Source organism: Sphingopyxis sp. YF1 (genome assembly GCF_022701295.1).
GTDB lineage: Bacteria > Pseudomonadota > Alphaproteobacteria > Sphingomonadales > Sphingomonadaceae > Sphingopyxis.
This window is the reverse complement of record NZ_CP033204.1, coordinates 1,249,532-1,265,617: the sequence shown is the minus strand read 5'-3', so window position 1 is coordinate 1,265,617 and position 16,086 is coordinate 1,249,532. Positions and strand designations below refer to the sequence as shown.

Annotated in this window: 10 protein-coding genes; 5 read left to right on the top strand and 5 right to left on the bottom strand. The window is 67.3% G+C overall.

What is annotated here, in order from left to right; all coding sequences use genetic code 11:
* Positions 1-54: 54 nt before the first annotated feature.
* Together EAO27_RS06185 and EAO27_RS06180 are read left to right on the top strand one after the other, a co-directional pair.
* Positions 55-471, top strand: coding sequence for a GFA family protein (locus EAO27_RS06185; RefSeq protein WP_242778287.1), 417 nt, complete (start codon positions 55-57; stop codon positions 469-471).
* Complete coding sequence (locus tag EAO27_RS06180) at positions 468-2,681, top strand: CoA transferase (RefSeq protein ID WP_242778284.1); 2,214 nt, start codon at positions 468-470, stop codon at positions 2,679-2,681. Before EAO27_RS06185 ends, EAO27_RS06180 begins: the two co-directional genes overlap by 4 nt.
* 41 nt (positions 2,682-2,722) lie before the next feature.
* On the opposite strand, the gene EAO27_RS06175 is transcribed toward EAO27_RS06180, so the two are convergent.
* The 5 genes from EAO27_RS06175 to EAO27_RS06155 all read right to left on the bottom strand — a co-directional run bounded on the left by EAO27_RS06175 (position 2,723) and on the right by EAO27_RS06155 (position 10,195).
* Positions 2,723-4,747: an acyltransferase family protein gene (locus EAO27_RS06175; protein ID WP_278190132.1), complete on the bottom strand. Its 2,025-nt coding sequence runs from the start codon at positions 4,745-4,747 to the stop codon at positions 2,723-2,725.
* 145 nt (positions 4,748-4,892) lie between these two features.
* Positions 4,893-6,134, bottom strand: a complete 1,242-nt coding sequence (locus EAO27_RS06170) for a cytochrome P450 (protein ID WP_242778279.1) — start codon at positions 6,132-6,134, stop codon at positions 4,893-4,895.
* On the bottom strand, positions 6,134-7,843 hold the full coding sequence (locus EAO27_RS06165) for a PEP-utilizing enzyme (RefSeq protein ID WP_242778276.1): 1,710 nt from the start codon (positions 7,841-7,843) through the stop codon (positions 6,134-6,136). Before EAO27_RS06165 ends, EAO27_RS06170 begins: the two co-directional genes overlap by 1 nt.
* Positions 7,844-7,895: 52 nt before the next feature.
* Complete coding sequence (locus EAO27_RS06160) at positions 7,896-8,945, bottom strand: hypothetical protein (RefSeq protein WP_242778273.1); 1,050 nt, start codon at positions 8,943-8,945, stop codon at positions 7,896-7,898.
* Between the two features lie 32 nt (positions 8,946-8,977).
* Positions 8,978-10,195 (bottom strand): amidohydrolase family protein, encoded by a 1,218-nt coding sequence (locus tag EAO27_RS06155; RefSeq protein ID WP_242778270.1) that lies wholly within the window; start codon positions 10,193-10,195, stop codon positions 8,978-8,980.
* A gap of 164 nt (positions 10,196-10,359) precedes the next feature.
* Between EAO27_RS06155 and EAO27_RS06150 the strand changes: the two genes are divergently transcribed.
* The 3 genes from EAO27_RS06150 to EAO27_RS06140 all read left to right on the top strand — a co-directional run bounded on the left by EAO27_RS06150 (position 10,360) and on the right by EAO27_RS06140 (position 15,809).
* On the top strand, positions 10,360-11,022 hold the full coding sequence (locus EAO27_RS06150) for a TetR/AcrR family transcriptional regulator (RefSeq protein WP_242778267.1): 663 nt from the start codon (positions 10,360-10,362) through the stop codon (positions 11,020-11,022).
* Between the two features lie 102 nt (positions 11,023-11,124).
* Complete coding sequence (locus EAO27_RS06145) at positions 11,125-13,245, top strand: PEP/pyruvate-binding domain-containing protein (RefSeq protein ID WP_242778264.1); 2,121 nt, start codon at positions 11,125-11,127, stop codon at positions 13,243-13,245.
* Positions 13,246-13,433: 188 nt separating this feature from the next.
* Positions 13,434-15,809 carry a TonB-dependent receptor gene (locus EAO27_RS06140; RefSeq protein WP_242778261.1) on the top strand — a complete coding sequence of 792 codons (2,376 nt, stop codon included), beginning with the start codon at positions 13,434-13,436 and terminating at the stop codon, positions 15,807-15,809.
* Positions 15,810-16,086 lie beyond the last annotated feature (277 nt).

The window sequence follows — 16,086 nt, the reverse complement described above, 5'->3', positions numbered from 1 at the left end:
CTAATGACGTTAGATAAAAGCGCAACCGGAAAAGCGAAGGACGGGAGAAGAGCGATGTCGCAGGCCGAAATCGAGGGCGGATGCAATTGCGGGGCGGTGCGCTACCGCCTGTCGGGTCCGCCGATGGCGGTCGCGGTATGCCATTGCAGCAATTGCCGCCGCCAGTCGGGCAGCGCCTTTTCGGTCAATGTCGTCGTGCGCGCCGACGCGATGGCACTCACGGGCGATCTGGCAACATGGGAAGATCGGGACACCGAAAGCGGCCAGCCCGTGCTCCGCCAATTCTGCGCGACGTGCGGATCGCCGATCCGGTCGCTGTCGGCCGCGTCGCCCAAGGTCGCGATCGTCAAGGCGGGCACCGCCGACGATCCCGGGGCATTCGTCCCGGCCATCCATGTCTGGACCGCTTCGGCGCTCCCATGGGTCGACATCCCCGCCAGCTTGCCGCAATTCGCGCGCAACCCGCAATGAGCGTGGAGCGCCCGCTGGCCGGCCTGACCGTCGTCGACCTGGTCGAAGGCCCGCTCGCGCCGATCACGCGCTACCTTGCCGAACTCGGCGCGCGCGTCGACCGCTTCGTGCCCGCAACGGGCGCGTTCGCCGATATCGCAGCCAATGCCGGCAAGACCGTCCACGCGGGGCCGGTGACTAATACCGCGCTGCGCGCCGCCGATATCATCGTCGCGCCCGCGAGCGCAGCGATCGACCGCGACGCGCTCGCCGCCGCCCGACCCGCGCTGGTGCTGATGGACGTCAGTCCGTTCGGAACCGGCAACGACCTCAGCGACTGGCAGGCCAGCGATGCCGTGCTCCACGCGCTGTCGGGGACGCTGTCGCGGTCGGGCATCCGCGGCCGCGCGCCGCTGTTGCCCCCCGGCGAGCTCGCCTGGCAGTGTGCGGCGGCGCAAGGGGCCTATGTCGTGCTGGCCGCCTGTTACCGCGCCCAGCGCACGGGGCGCGGCGACCGCATCGACTTTTCGGCGCTCGACGGCGCGATGCAGGCACTCGACCCCGGATATGGTATCAACGGCAGCGCGACGATGGGGCGCCCGGCGCACCTGCTGTCGCGCGACCGCCCCGCGAAGGGCACCCAATATCCGATCTTCGCCTGCGCCGACGGACAGGTCCGCATCTGCCTGCTCGCGCCGCGCCAGTGGCAGGGCATGTTCCGCTGGATGGGCGAACCGGCAGCCTTTGCCGCGCCCGAGTTCGCGAAGATCAACGTCCGCCAGCAGTCCGAAGCCCTGCAGGACGCGCTTGCGGCCTTCTTTGCGACGCGCACGCGCGCGCTTCTTGAGGCCGAGGGCCAGGCGCACGGGGTGCCGATCGCCGCGCTGCTCAGCTTCGACGAATTCGCGGCGAGCGAACAGGCCGCGGCGCGGCGAGTGCTGACAGACGTCGCGCGGACCGATGGCGGCAGGGTCAAACTGCCCGACGGAATGCTGACGATCGACGGCGTGCGCATGGGGCCGCACCACCCGGCCGGCGCGGCCGGCGTCCCGCCTCCCGGCGGCGAGGATGTCGCCCGACCTTTCGAGGGACTCAAGGTGATCGACCTCGGCGTGATCGTGGTCGGCGCCGAAGCGGGGCGGATGTTCGCCGACGGCGGCGCCGACGTGATCAAGATCGAAAGCACCGCCTTTCCTGACGGAACGCGCCAATCCTACCTGCCCTACGGGCTGTCGGCGAGCTTTGCGGCGGGGCACCGGAACAAGCGCAGCCTTGGCCTCGATCTGCGCAGCGACGCGGGACGCGCGCTGTTCCTCGACCTCGTGCGCCAGGCCGATGTGCTGCTGTCCAATTTCAAGCCGGGCACGATGGATTCGCTCGGGCTGGGCGCCGACATATTGGCGGCGACCAATCCGCGGCTGGTGACCGCAGACAGCTCGGCTTTCGGCGCGACCGGGCCGTGGGCGCAGCGGCTCGGCTACGGCCCGCTCGTGCGCGCGGCGACGGGCCTCACTGGCATGTGGCGCTACGCCGACGACCCCGACAGCTTCAGCGACGCGGTCACCGTATACCCCGATCATGTCGCGGGACGGATCAGCGCGCTTGGCGCGCTAGCGCTGCTCATCCGGCGGCGGCGCACGGGCCGAGGCGGCGCGGCAAGCGTGTCGCAGGCAGAGGTGATGCTCGCGCAGTTCGCGGCGCTGCTCGATCCCGCAGGAAACCCCGCCGAATCGGCGTCGACGATGTTCCCCGCCGCGGGCGACGACGAATGGTGCGTGGTGACGCGCGACGACGGCGACGACGACAAGGTGCTCGCCTTGTTGCCGGGCGAGGCCGCGACGCTCGCCGACTGGATCGCGGCGCGCGAGCCGATGGCGGCGGCGGCGGCCCTGCAGCGCGCGGGCATCGCCGCGGCGCCGATGCTGCGTGTCGGCGACCTGCCGGACTCGGCCTATTGCCGCGCGCGCGGCGCCTATCGCACCGACGTGCACCCGCACCTCGTCGAACCGGTCATCTCCGAACGACGCACCGCCGCCTTCGCCGATGCCCCCGATCCCGCGGCGCGCCCCGCCCCGCTGATCGGCGAGCAGACGCGCGAGGTCGTCGCCGAATGGCTGGGGCTTGACGCGGACGCGATCGCCGCGCTGGTCGAGAGCGGGACGCTCCAGCCGACCGAAGCGTCGGTCTTCGCCGCGATCGATGCCCACCGGGGAACGGCGACCGGTTCGTAGCGACGACGAGAAAGGTCGCCCTGCCCCGGTGCATATCGTCGTTATGGATGATGACGAACGGAAAGGTTGCTGCGCGGTTCCGGCTGGCCTCGTGGCTCCGAAATCGCCGGCAAAATCGGCAGCAGGGAAGGTGCAAGGCGCGACGCACCGGCGCGCGTCAGATGCCCCTGATTGCGATACAGCAGTCGGCCCTCGATCGCGGCTGGGCAATGGTGCCCCGGACACAAAGCATCTATCGGCGACCATATCCGGACATCGGGGCGCGACGCGACAATGGCATCGATCGCCTTGTCCACCGCCGCCGACCGGCCGATGATGCGCGCGCCTGGCTCTGCGCACTCGGCCACTCCGCGGCGGACAGCGCAGCGGAGGAAGTTCTTCGAATGAAGCGGGACGTCACGCGCAATCACCACGGCCAGCATCCGACGATGCGCCAGATCGATGTCCGCCGCGAGCGCCCGGTCCCATCCGGCCTGCGCCGCGTCCCAACCGCCGGCGAAAAGCACGCCGCGCACCCCTTCGCGGCGCTGCAACAGCGGCAGTTCGTTCCGCACGCGATCCAGAAACGCGGCGCATGCCATCCAGCGCGGATCGGCTGCGCGAACGCCCGCTGGAGACCCGCCCGGCGAACAGGCTCCCTTCGTCCGCACGAGGATACGCACACCGGCCTGCCGTCCCGCGACATCGAGCGCGGGCGAAAGCTGCGCCGCATGCGAATCGCCCCATAGCAGCAGAGCCGGGTTGCCGCGCGGCGCGCCGAACTCGCATGGCGCCGCACCGTCGCAGAAGGGAAAGTCCCGCGCCGCGCCGCGCCGGGCCTCACGATATTGCGCGAGCAGCGATCCGGGGGGACTTGGCTGTGCAGCCGAGATCCAGAGCGCGGCGCCCAGTGTCAGACCAGCGCCGAGCAAGACACCCCCGCTCGTCATCGTGGCGGCGTTGCTGCGAAAGCCCGCGACGCGCCGCATCCTTACCGGCGTTTCGACCCATCGGTGCATCGCCGCGGCGAGCGCCAACGGCAGCAAAACGAGCGCGGAATCGCGCACCACGTGCATTTCACCGCCCCACAAGATGCGCGCGAATGCCAGCATGGGCCAGTGCAGAAGATACCAGCCATAGGAAATCGTTCCCAACCAGACGAGCCAGCGTGTCGACAGAAGGCGCGGAACGAACGCGCGAGGATCGGTCATTCCCGCAGCGATGATCGCAACGCCCCCCAGGACGGGCAACAGGGCACGCCACGAAGGAAAGGGCGTCTGTGGACCGAAGGTCGCGACCGCCGCAACGATCGCCGCCAGTCCGACGGGGCCAAACCAGCGGGCGGCGCCCGCGTCGACCGGGCGCGCGAGCGCGAGCAGGCATCCCGCCGCGAGTTCCCAGGCACGCGACGGGATCAGGAAAAAGGCGGCGCGCGAAGCGCCGAGCGCAATCGAAAGCGCGAGCGACGACAGGAATATGATTGAAAGCAGTATCGCAAGAGCCGTCGTGTCCCGCCAGTTATGTCGCCGCGACAGCGCCGCCAGCCCCGACAGCGCAAGCGGCCAGATGACGTAGAATTGCTCTTCGACACCCAGCGTCCACAGGTGCTTGAGCGGCATCAGAACGGTCGCCGGATCAAAATACCCCGTTCCAGCCTGCCAGAAATGGATATTGGCAGCGAAGAGCAGCGACATGACGGCCGACTGCGCAAGCGGGCCCTGTTCGTCGGGGAGGAGCAGCACGAAACCGGCAACCAGGGTCGCCGCGACAACAAGAGCAAGCGCGGGAAACAGTCGCCTGATGCGCCGCGCGTAAAAATCCGCAACGTCGATACGACCGCGCCCGTCCCGCTCGCGCAGAAGCTGGCGCGTGATCAGGAAACCCGAGATGACGAAGAAGATGTCGACTCCGACATAGCCACCCGAAAAAAAGGGAACGCGAATATGGCATGCGAGCACCAGCAAGATCGCCACGCCGCGCAAGCCGTCGATATCGGCCCGGTAGTCGGATGCAGTCGAAGGCCGCCTGAGTTCCGGAACGATGACGAGGCTCCCGTCGGATGATCGATGTCGCTGTCGCGCACGCACATCGTCAGGTCAACCATCGGCCGCCCAGGGGCGAACAGATCAAAGATATCCGCTGCCCCGAGGCAGATGACCTGTTTCGGCGACGCAAACAGCCGCACGACGCTTTTGCGGCCAAACCCGCGCCGACCGTAGCGCCGCGCCGGCCTCACGCCATGGTGAAGCGAATGGGGAGACGTTTCAGCCCGCCGACATTCGTCGAGGCGAGCCATGCCGGATCGCCGGCCAATTCGACATCGGCGATCCGGCGCAGCAACTCCTCATAGAAGATCCGCATCTCCATGCGCGCCATATGCATGCCGAGGCAGAGGTGCGGGCCGTAGCCGAAGGCGATGTGCCTGTTCGCGGGCCGGTCGACGCGAAAGGCGAACGGGTCTTCGAACGCTTCCTCGTCGCGGTTCGCGCTGGGGTAGCACAGCATCAGGCTGTCGCCGGCCGCGATGCGCTTGCCGCGCAGGTCATAATCCTTGGTCGCGGTCCGGAAGAAATGGCGGACGGGGGACACCCAGCGCACCATCTCGTCGACCGCACCGGGCCATAGCGAGGCGTCGGCGCGCAGCCGCTGCAATTCGCCGGGATGCTTGATCAGCGCGAGCAACCCGCCCGCTATGCTTGAGCTCGTCGTGTCGTGCCCCGCCGTCGCGACAAGGATGTAATAGGAGACGCTTTCATGGTCCGCCATCGGCCGGCCGTCGATCTCGGCCTGTGCGAACAAGGTCGCCAGATCGTCGGCGGGATGGCGGCGGCGATCGGCGGTGAGGTCGCGGAAATAGTCGGCGAAGACCTTGACCGTGTCGGCGAGGCTGGCGGTCATCGTGCGCGCCGCCTGCACGTCGGGATCGTCCGACCCGAAGATTTCCTGCGTCAGTTGCAGGATCAGCGGCTCGTCGGATCGCGGCACGCCCAACAGGCGCATGATGACGCGCACGGGGTAATAGGGCGCGACATCGGCCGCGAAATCGCAGGTTCCGCCGCGCGCGGCCATCTCGTCGATCACCTCCTTGGCGAGCGTGCGCAACTCCTCCTCGAGCACCCTGATCCGTCCCGGCATGAACCACGCCTGCGTCAGCTTGCGATATTTGGCGTGGTCGGGCGCATCCATGAAGACGAGGCTGCGCAGCAGCGCGGGATTGCCGCCGGTCGCCGCACGCGCCCGCTCCTCATAAGCGAGCGTGCGCAGGAAGGTGCGCGGGGCATTGAGGAACGCCTCGGGCTGCCGCTCGACCTCCTGGATATCGGCGAATTTGGTGATCGCCCAGAAGGGCCGGTATTCGGGATGCTCGACGCGGTGGACCGGATCGTCGCGGCGGAGCCGGGTAAACAGCGCATCCATCGCGTCCGGATCGGCATAGGTATCGGGCGAGAGGATCGCATCAACGCTCGCCGTCATCACGCCGCCCCCGCCAGAATCTCGACCGTGCCGGCGGCGCCGTCGACGCACAGCAGCATCCCGTCCCTGATCCGGTCGGTCGCGCCCTCGACCGACGCGACGCAGGGGATTCCGAGTTCGCGCGAAACGATGCTGGCGTGGCTGTTGAACAGGCCGAACTCGGTCACCACCGCGGCCGCGACCAGGAACAGCGGCGTCCAGCTTGGGTTGGTGTTCGTCGTCACGAGGATATCGTCGGGTTCGAGCGCGCCGGGGTCCGACGGATCGAGGATGATCCGCGCCCGTCCCGTGACCTGTCCCGGCGAGCAGGCGACCCCCGTCAGACGATCGCCGTCGGCGGCGGCGGCGATCGCGCGCTCGACGCGCTGCGGCCATTCGGCGATCGGCGGGCATTCGCCGTCGATGAAGAATGGCGGCTCCAGCCGGTCGAGCGCGGCATAATCGGCAAGCCGCCGACGCAACGTATCGGAAAAGGCGGCGGGATCGGCCGCCCACGCGTCGAGTTCGCCCGACAGGAGCATGTAGAATTGCCGGCGTTCGTCGAGCGCGCCCGCGGCGATTCCGCGCGCGGCGAGCGCTTCGCAGCCCATGCGCGCTTCATGGACGAGGCGGACGCACATATTCTTCGACCGCTCGCGCGCCGCGAACCAGGTCGCGAGCGCCAGCGCGGCGGCGTCGATCGCATCGGCCTGCGCCGGGAATTGCGCCCGGATGTCGGCAAGGCATGCGCGCCGCAGCGCGGCGTTGCGATGCAGCGCCGCGACCGGATCGGCCTCGTCGCCCTGCTTCGCCATCGCGTCGATCAGCGCCAGCGCGGTGTGCGGCGCGGTTTCATAGGTATCGTAGATCAGGTCCCATTCGTTCGTCGCGCGCGCGCCATGGTCGTAGATAAAATGGCGGAACAATTCGTGGAACGCGGGGTCGGCGATGCGGTCCAGCACGCCGTCGGTGCCCGCCGCGAACGCCGCCCTCAATGCGTCCGAGCCGCGCACGAGGCGGCTGATCGTCCAGAGCTGGCACGCGATGTCGGCCGACTCGACGTCGCCGATCCCCGTCCCCAGCCGGGCGAGATCGTCCGGCCGGCCGATACCCGCCAGCAGCTCGGCGAGCTGGCCGAGCGCGACCATGCCCGCCTGTCCGATCTGGACATGGATGCAGCCGGCGCGGTCGAGCAGCGGGGTGATCGAGCGCAGCCGCGCGACGATCTCTGCCGGCGGGATCGCCGCGAGCGCCGGCCGCTGCGCGCGCAGCTCGAGCGCGGCGCCGTGCAGGATGTCGAGGTCGGGATGGACCTCTCCCGCCATGAAGCGCGCGACATTGGCCGCGATCCGCGCGCCGCAGGCCGGGTTGTCGTGCCAGTCGGCGGCGACATGCGCGGGCATGCCCGGACCGCTGTCGAACATCGCCGCCATCCGCGCCGCGCCGCCGGGCATCATGCGCTCCATCTCGACGAACATCACCGAGATGTTGAGATAGAAATAACCGCCGAAGATGCCGTAGACATCCTCGGGCCCGTCGAACTCGCCGGCATCGAAACCGCCGAAATCGACATAGCCGCGCACGGTGCCCGGCCCAAAGGCGCCCGACCAGACGTACGACCAGCCGAGCGGCGACACCGGCGCGCCCATCACTTCGGCGGCGTTTGAACGCGTATAGATCGGGAAGCGCTTCGATGGCGTGTCGTGAAGCAGCCAGTTGTCGACCGTCATGCAATCCTCTCCCCCGCCGGGCCGCCGGCTTTGCCGGTCGGCCGGGCGGTTCCTATGTCTCCTCGAGCAGGCGATCGAGATCGTCGGCCTGGTGCTTTTCGAGCACCGCGGCCCATTCGAGGCACCCCATGCCGACATGCTCGCCGATCCGGACCCGCGATATCGCATTGTTGTCATACCGGCGGAAGCCCGACCCCGGCAGATATTTGGGGACGTGGACATGCGTCTCGCCGGTCAGCACGACGGGCGTGTCGAAGCCGTAGGTCAGTTCCGACCGGTCGTAGCTGAGCAGCCCCGGCCGCGGCGTGAACCGCCCGCCGACCTGGCTGGTGAGGAAAGCCCCGTCGCGGTTGACGAGGATGCCGGTGCCGATCGCCGAACCGTCGGGCTGCGGAAAGCCAATCGCGTTGCAGAAGATATTGCCGTTGTCGAGCGACGAGGCGGTCCAGAATACGCCCGAGTCAAAGCCGCGCTCGACGCGCTCGCCCCAGCTGTGATCGCGCACGAACAGCCCGCTGGTCTTCACCGTCCGGTCGCCGACGCGCAGCGTGCCGAACCAGCGGCCACCCTGTTCGTAGTGCGCCTGCGCCGAATTGTGCGAGTGCGATCCCGCCGCGGTCAGCGTCTCGGCCCATTCGGCGAGCGCCGCATTGAAGTCGGCGACCGGCAGGTCGCTTTCCATGACGATGTCGATCGCCCCGATCGTGTCGCCCTTCGGCGCGTGGGCGAGGAAGCCGTGCGGGCCGATGCCACCCGCGCCCTCGATTTCGGCGCACAGCCGCCAGCGGCTCCACGGCACTTCGGGTTCGAACAGCAGTTCGGGAATCTCGTCGTTGATGCGCAGCGTGTTGCCCGTCGGCCGGTGCAGGATCGCCGAGGAGGCCATGCCATCGACGAAGACGATGATATGCGCCTCGTGATCGCCCTTCGCGGGCCAGCGCTTGGTATGGATCAGAAAGCCGTGCCCCTCGTCGATATTCCACGCCGCGAGCATCGTGTTTTCCTGCCACCGCTCGGGCAGCGGATCGGGCGGCCGGTGAAAATATTCGTCCGAATCCGGCATGCTGTGCGCCGCCATCCGCTCGGTTGCGGTGAACTTCATCGCCCTCTCCTGCTGCAAATCTGTCCGGAGCCTCAGGCCAGCGCGGGTTCCTTGATGTCGAGCCGGAACAGCCGGTGCGCGTTGCCGAACAGGATCTTGTCCTGAGCATCCTGCGGCAGGTGCGCGACCATCTTTTCGGCCTCGGTCAGGCAGTCGGGCCAGTCGCAGTCGAGATGCGGATAGTCGGTTTCGAACATGATATTGTCGATGCCGATATGCTGCGTCATTTCGAGCCCGACCGGGTCGCGAAAGTAGGAAACATAGCAATTCTGGCGGAAATAGTGCGACGGCTTTTCGGGCAGCGCGCGCTGATCGACCGTCGCGACGCCATCGATGATGATGTTTTCCCAGATGAAGTCGCAGCGGTCGAGCGTGTAGGGGACAAGCCCGAGCTGCGATTCGGCAAAGGACACCCGAAGCTGCGGGAAGCGCACGAAGACGCCCGACCAGAGGAATTCCATCAGGCAGTGCATGACATAGTAGGAGGCGCCGACGTGCGCCACCGCTGCGGGCGCGTCGGGCGCTGCGAGCGTCATCGGCGAGGTGCCGATGTGCACCGAGAGGACCATGTCGGCGTCGGCGATCGCCTCGAACAGCCCGTCCCAATAGCGCGACGAGATCGACGGCAGGCCGTTGCGATGCGGCGCCTCGGGAAAGGAAATGGTCTTGAAACCGAGCTTCGCGAGCCGATGCGCCTCGGCGAGCGCGAGATCGGCGTCCCACAGCGGAACGATGCCCATCGGGATCAGGCGGCCACCCGAACCCGCGCACCATTCTTCGATGACGAAATCATTATAGGCGCGGATGCATTCGAGCGCGAGCGGCTTGTCCGCGGCGAAGCTGAACTGCTCGCCCGCGAACATGACGAACATGTTGGGATAATTGGCCGATGCGAGAATACCGGCCTGGTCCATGTCGGCCAGCCGCGCCTTGCTGTCGTAGCAGCCTTCGCGAATATCGTCGAAGGTGTTGGGCCCGAACTTGACCGACGAGCGCGGATAGAAACCGGCGGCGGCGGCGATCTTCACGATCGGAACCTGTTTCCCGTCATAATGCCAGACGTCGCCGGGAACGCCGTCGGCGGTTTCGCGAAAGCGGAAATTGCCGCCCCCGGCGTCATAGGCAGCGCCCTTCATCCGCTTGATATAGGGTCCCTGATCCCGAAGTCGTGCCGGAAGGCGCGCCTGCCAGAGATGCGCCGGTGCTTGCAGATGGTCATCGGGCGAAATCAGGCGCGGGGGTCGGGGCATGGACGATTTCCTCTCTCGCTTTTAAGTAAGTAAATGCTTACATTGCAATTGCCGGGGCGTCAATCCTCTCGGCGACGCCCTGCCCCGCGTGTCGTTTCACCGTCGGCCGGATTTGCATTTGAGCGGCGCATCACGCTATTTGCGTTCCGCATGGACCGGAGATCATGGTGACCAAAGCGCAAGCCAAGCCGAAGAAAGCGACGAGCCGCTTTTCGTCTGCGGAGCGCCGCGCTTCGATCCTCGCGGCGGCGAAGGAAGTGTTCATCCGCAGCGGATATGCGGGCGCCCGCACCAAGGACATCGCGATCGAGGCGCAGATCAACGAAGCGCTGATCTATCGCCATTTCGCCTCGAAGGAGGAGTTGTTCGACGCCGCGGTGATCGAGCCCCTCGAAAGCTGGCTCGAAACCTATAACCACGCCGGGCGCCAGGTGGCCACCGCCGCCGACACCGGCACGCAGCGCCAGCTGCTCGAGCGCGGCGCCGAGCAATATCTCAGCCATATGGACGAGGTCTTCCCGCTGCTCGGCATCGCGCTGTTCGGCAGCGGCAGTTACGGCCCCGAATTCTATGCCAAGCGAATCGTTCCCCTGATCAACGGCTGGGCGCGGCGGACCGCGACGGCCATGCCGTCGGACGCCCCCGGCAGCCAGCTCGACCAGAATTTCCTCGCCATTGCGGGCATCGGGATCAGCTTCTTCGTCGCGGCGGACGCCTATTTCCGTGGCGCCAGGCTCGACACCGGGGCGAGCGCGAAACAGCTTGCGCAGATGATGCTCCCCCTGTTCGAGCATCGTGGCGACGTCGCGGACCGAAAGCCCGATTGACTTCTCACCGAATCCAGAAGTAAGTGTTTGCTTACAAATAACGAGCCGACCGGACCAGAGCCGGCGGAGGGATGAGGAGAAATTCATGGCGACCGGCCCTGAATGCGGATCCTGCGTGCGCTGTGGAGCATGCCCGGCATGAGCGACGCGATCGCCTTCATGTTCGATGCGCCGCACGCGCTGTCCGACGCCGAACGCCTCCAGCTTCTGGGCGGCAAGGGCAAGAGCCTGTCCGACATGACGCGGACCTTGGGCCTGCCCGTCCCGCCGGGCTTCACGCTCGGTACCGGCGCCTGCCGGCAATATCTCCGATCGGGCTGGTCGCCCGCGTTCGACGACGCGATCGACACGCATCTCGCCCGGATCGAGGCGACTCTCGGGCGCGGCTTCGGCGACGCGGCTCATCCGCTACTGCTCAGCGTACGCTCGGGCGGCGCAGCCTCGATGCCGGGCATGATGGACACGGTGCTCAACGTCGGACTGAACGCCGACATCGTGCCCGGACTTGCCGCGTGCAGCGGCGGCGACACGGCCTTCGCCCGCGACTGCCTGACGCGGCTGCACGAATCCTTCGCCAAATCGGTGGGCCACGCGCCGCCGCACGACCCGCGTATCCAGCTTCGCGCGGCTATCGAGGCGGTGTTCCAGTCGTGGAACAGCGCACGCGCGCAAGCCTATCGCCGGATCGAGAAGATTGCGGGCGACGCGGGCACCGCGGTCAACATCCAGGCGATGGTGTTCGGCAACCGCGATGCGATGTCGGGGACCGGCGTGGTGTTCAGCCGCAACCCCTCCGACGGAAATCCTGCGCGGTTCGGCGACATCCTGTTCCAGGCGCAGGGGGAAGATGTGGTGTCGGGCTCCCGCCAGACGATGGACATCGCCGAGATGGCCGATCGCCTGCCCGAGGCGTCGGCGCTGCTCGACCAAAGTCTCGACGTGATCGAACGCCATTATCGCGACCTCGTCGACGTCGAATTCACCATCGAATCGGGCAAGTTGTGGATCCTGCAGGCGCGCCCCGGCAAGCGGTCGCCCGAGGCCGCGGTTCGGATCGCGCACGATATGGCGCTCGATCCGGACTTTCCCCTCTCGCGCGACGAAGCGCTGGCCCGGGTTCGACACCTGCTCGCCGGCGTCGCGCGATCGCGGCGCATCGCGGGGGAAGAGGTCGCGATCGGCGCGGGCCTTGGCGCGTCGCCCGGTGTCGCCTCGGGAAAACTGGTCACCAGCGCCGAACGCGCCGTCGAACTCGCCGCGCGCGGCGAGGCGGTGATCCTCGCGCGTCCCGAAACCTCACCCGAAGATATCGAGGGCATTGCCGCGGCGGCGGGGCTCCTGACCTCGCGCGGCGGCCTTGCGAGCCACGCGGCGGTCGTCGCGCGCGGCTGGGGCAAGCCCGCCGTCGTCGGCTGGGCTGCAATGTCCTTTGCCGACGGCGGCATCCTCGCCGACGGCATGTGGATCGCCGACGAGGCCATCCTGTCGATCGATGGCGAAACCGGCGAGATCTTCCCGGGCGAGCTTGCCTCCACCACCCAGATCGCGCCCGAGGCCGCGGCCATGGCAGGCTGGGACGATGCACGGGCGGATGATGGCGCGGCGGCGGCGCCACCGGCGTTTTCGGGCGAAGAGTTGCTGCTGCTCGTCGCGTTGAAGGGGTTCTGCCCCAAAGACGCGGCGCGCGAAATCGGCGGGCTGGACGATGCGGGGCTGGCGGCGATGCTCGGCGAACTGCACGACTGTCTCGACGCCGCCTCGCCACGCTTCATCAAGGCGACCGACGCCGGCAAGCGGCGCGGGGAGCAGATCGTTGCGGCGCACGGCGATGCCGTTGGCGGATCCGCGGCGCGCGCCATTCTCGCCGCCTTCCACCCGCTCAACGACGCGTTCAAGACGCTGGTCACGGCCTGGCAAATGCGCCCGTCCGACGGCGCGCCCGTCTTCAACGATCATAGCGATCCCGACTATGACGCCGGCATTTTGGGACAGCTGCCGGGGCTGCATTGCGAAACGACCGCCTGGCTGGCCGGGATCGATCCGCAGGGCCCCCTGCCCTTCTTCCGGTCGCGCTTCGAGACCGCGCTGGCCCGGCTTCGGGCCGGCGACACGGCCTATCTCGCATCGCCCAAGATCGATTCCTATCACAATATCTGGTTCGAATTGCACGAGTATCTGATCCGTCTCGCCGGGATGACCCGCGCCGAGGCCGAGGGCGGCTAGCGTGCGTTCGGCTTTGATCGGATCAGGACAGGCGCTCCGGAGTCCGGTTTGCCCTGTTTTTCCGGGCCGTCAGGCGGGTCCGCCCGACCGGAAAACGCTCCAGGAAGCTGTTGACAGGCGCCACATCAAATGTAAGTAATTAATTACAGACAACATGCGCCGGAAAGGTGCAGAGCCTGGGGAGAGAGATGATGCTGAGATATGCGATCAGCGGAACCGCCGTGGCATTTGCGACCCTGTCGGGTGCGCCATCCGCCTTTGCGCAGGCACCGGGCGAGACCGGCGGCAGCAGCACTATCGGCGACGCCGACATCATCGTCACCGCACAGCGCCGCGACGAAAGCCTGTCGCGCACGCCCGTCGCGGTCGACGTCGTCGGAACCGCCGAACTCGCCGAACAGAATGTTCGTTCGGAAGCCGATCTGCAGTTCGCCGCGCCGGGGCTTTCGGTTCGCGCGGGCGCGACCTCGAACGAGGTCAATTTCTCGCTCCGCGGCCAGTCGGTCGACCAGTTCACCGGCACCCGGCCGGGGGTGCTGCCCTATTTCAACGAGGTGCAGATCAGCAGCAACAGCGGCGGCGGCAGCGGCGCCACCTCCTTTTATGATCTGCAATCGGTCCAGGTGCTCAAGGGCCCGCAAGGCACGCTGTTCGGGCGCAATGCGACGGGGGGCGCGGTGCTGTTCACCTCGGCCAAACCGGTCAATGCGTTCGAGGGCTATGCGAGCGCGCGCTACGGAAACTACGACACGGTCCAGCTCGAGGGCGCGCTCAACGTGCCGTTGGTCGACGACAGGCTGCTCGCGCGCGTCGCGGGATTCTACAGCGACCAGACGGGCTTTCAGCACAACCTGTTCGACGGTTCGCGGCCCGGCTCGATCGAACGCTATGGCGTGCGCGGCAGCCTGACCCTGCGCGGCAACGACGGTTTCGAGAACAATCTCGTGGTCGACTATTACAAGGCCGACGGTACGAGCACGCAATCGGTGCTCTATGCGCTCGACGCGACGCAGCCGGCCGCGCCGCCGGTGACGCTCTTCTATTCACCCGGCCTCGATCTGGTCTTCGGCCCCGGTGCGTGGGCCAATTATCTTACCCTGCACGACAATCCGACGATCCCGGCGGGCGGGCTGGCCGCCTATCTGCCGATCCAGAAGGCGCGCGGACCGTTCACGATCGCGACCAACGACGCCAACGTCTATCAGGCCGAAAACCTGATCGTGACCAATTCGACCTCGGTCGACCTCGGTGACACGATGCAGCTCAAGAACATCATCGGCTATGCGCATCTCGAGACGCATGTCCGCGGGGATTCGGACGGTTCGCCCTTCGGCATCGCGGGCGACGGCGAAATCGACGAGACCGGACGCCCCGGCGGCTATACCACGACCACGATCATGTCGGAGGAATTGCAGCTGCTCGGCACGCTCGCGGGCGACCGGCTGACCTACGCCGTCGGTTTCTACCTCTCGAGCGAGAAATCGACCGTGTTCCGGCAGGTAACCTTCCTCGACGTGTTCGGCGACCTCGGCCTCTCGCCGCTGTCGGTCAATTCGGACGTCGCCTACAACAACAGCCACGCCTTCTACGGACAGGGCACCTATCAGCTCGGCGGCGGCTTCGGGCTCACCGCGGGGCTGCGCTACACCAGCGAAACCGTGCGCGGACGGACGCTTCCCGCCGACAATAATTATGCGACCCCGGCACAGATCGCCAGCGGCGTTGCCGACAACGACCAGCGCAAGACGATCCGCAACCTCAGCTGGACCTTCGGGCTGCAGAACCAGATCTCCGACGACGTGCTGCTCTACGCCGCCACGCGGCGCAGCTATCGCAACGGCGGCTTCAACGGCAGTTCGCCGCCGATCGTCGGCGACGCGACGGTCAACGGCAACAGCTACGGCACCGAAACCGTGACCGATGTCGAGCTCGGCGCCAAATTCCAGGGCCGCCTCGGCACCATGCCGGCGCGGCTCAACCTCGCGCTCTACAATATGTGGATCAGGAACGGCCAGCGGAACGCCTTTGTCGACATCAACGGCCCGGCGTCGCTGGCGGTGAACGTCCCGCGCACGAAGATCTACGGCTTCGAACTCGAGGGCCAGATACGCCCCGCCGACTGGCTGCGCTTCGGCGGCAACCTCAACTATACCCACGCCCGCTTCACCAACGGCCTGACGCCCGTCTTCGGCGGGACGACGCTGCTCGGGACGGTGCCCGACACCCCCGAATGGTCCGGGACCGCCTATGCCGAGGTGTCGGCGCCGCTGTCGGACCGCCTCACCGCGTCGCTGCGCGGCGACCTCTATGCCCAGACCGGGACCTTCTATATCGCGTCGGGCAATCTCAATCCGACGGCGCACCTGCCCGGCTATTCGATCGCCAATTTCCGGATCGGGATCGAGGATGAGGATGCCTGCTGGTCGCTGTCGGCCAATCTCAAAAACGCCTTCAACAAGGTCTATTATGTCGGCGGCATGCCGCTCGCCTCGCTGCTCCAGTTCAACTCGGCGCTTCCCGGCGCGCCGCGAACCTATTCGGTCGAAGCGCGCTACCGCTTCTGACCGGCAAAACTCCGCGCCCGCCGTCCCCGGCGAGCCGGCTTGGCCGTTCGCCCGATGGAGCAACGACCGGCGCGCGCAGGGACTGCGTCAAGAACGGGATTTTCCGGCCGGCTACCGTATCGGCAAGTCGGCAGCCGTTGAAACGCACGCAATGTCCCTCGGCCATGTCCACGATATTATAGTCGAGACCCGCTGTTGCTGCGCCATATGCGGCGAAATGCTTTGCGGCAGCACGGCAGCGCGCGCCGGATACGAGGTTCGCCCGCTGCCCCCCCCC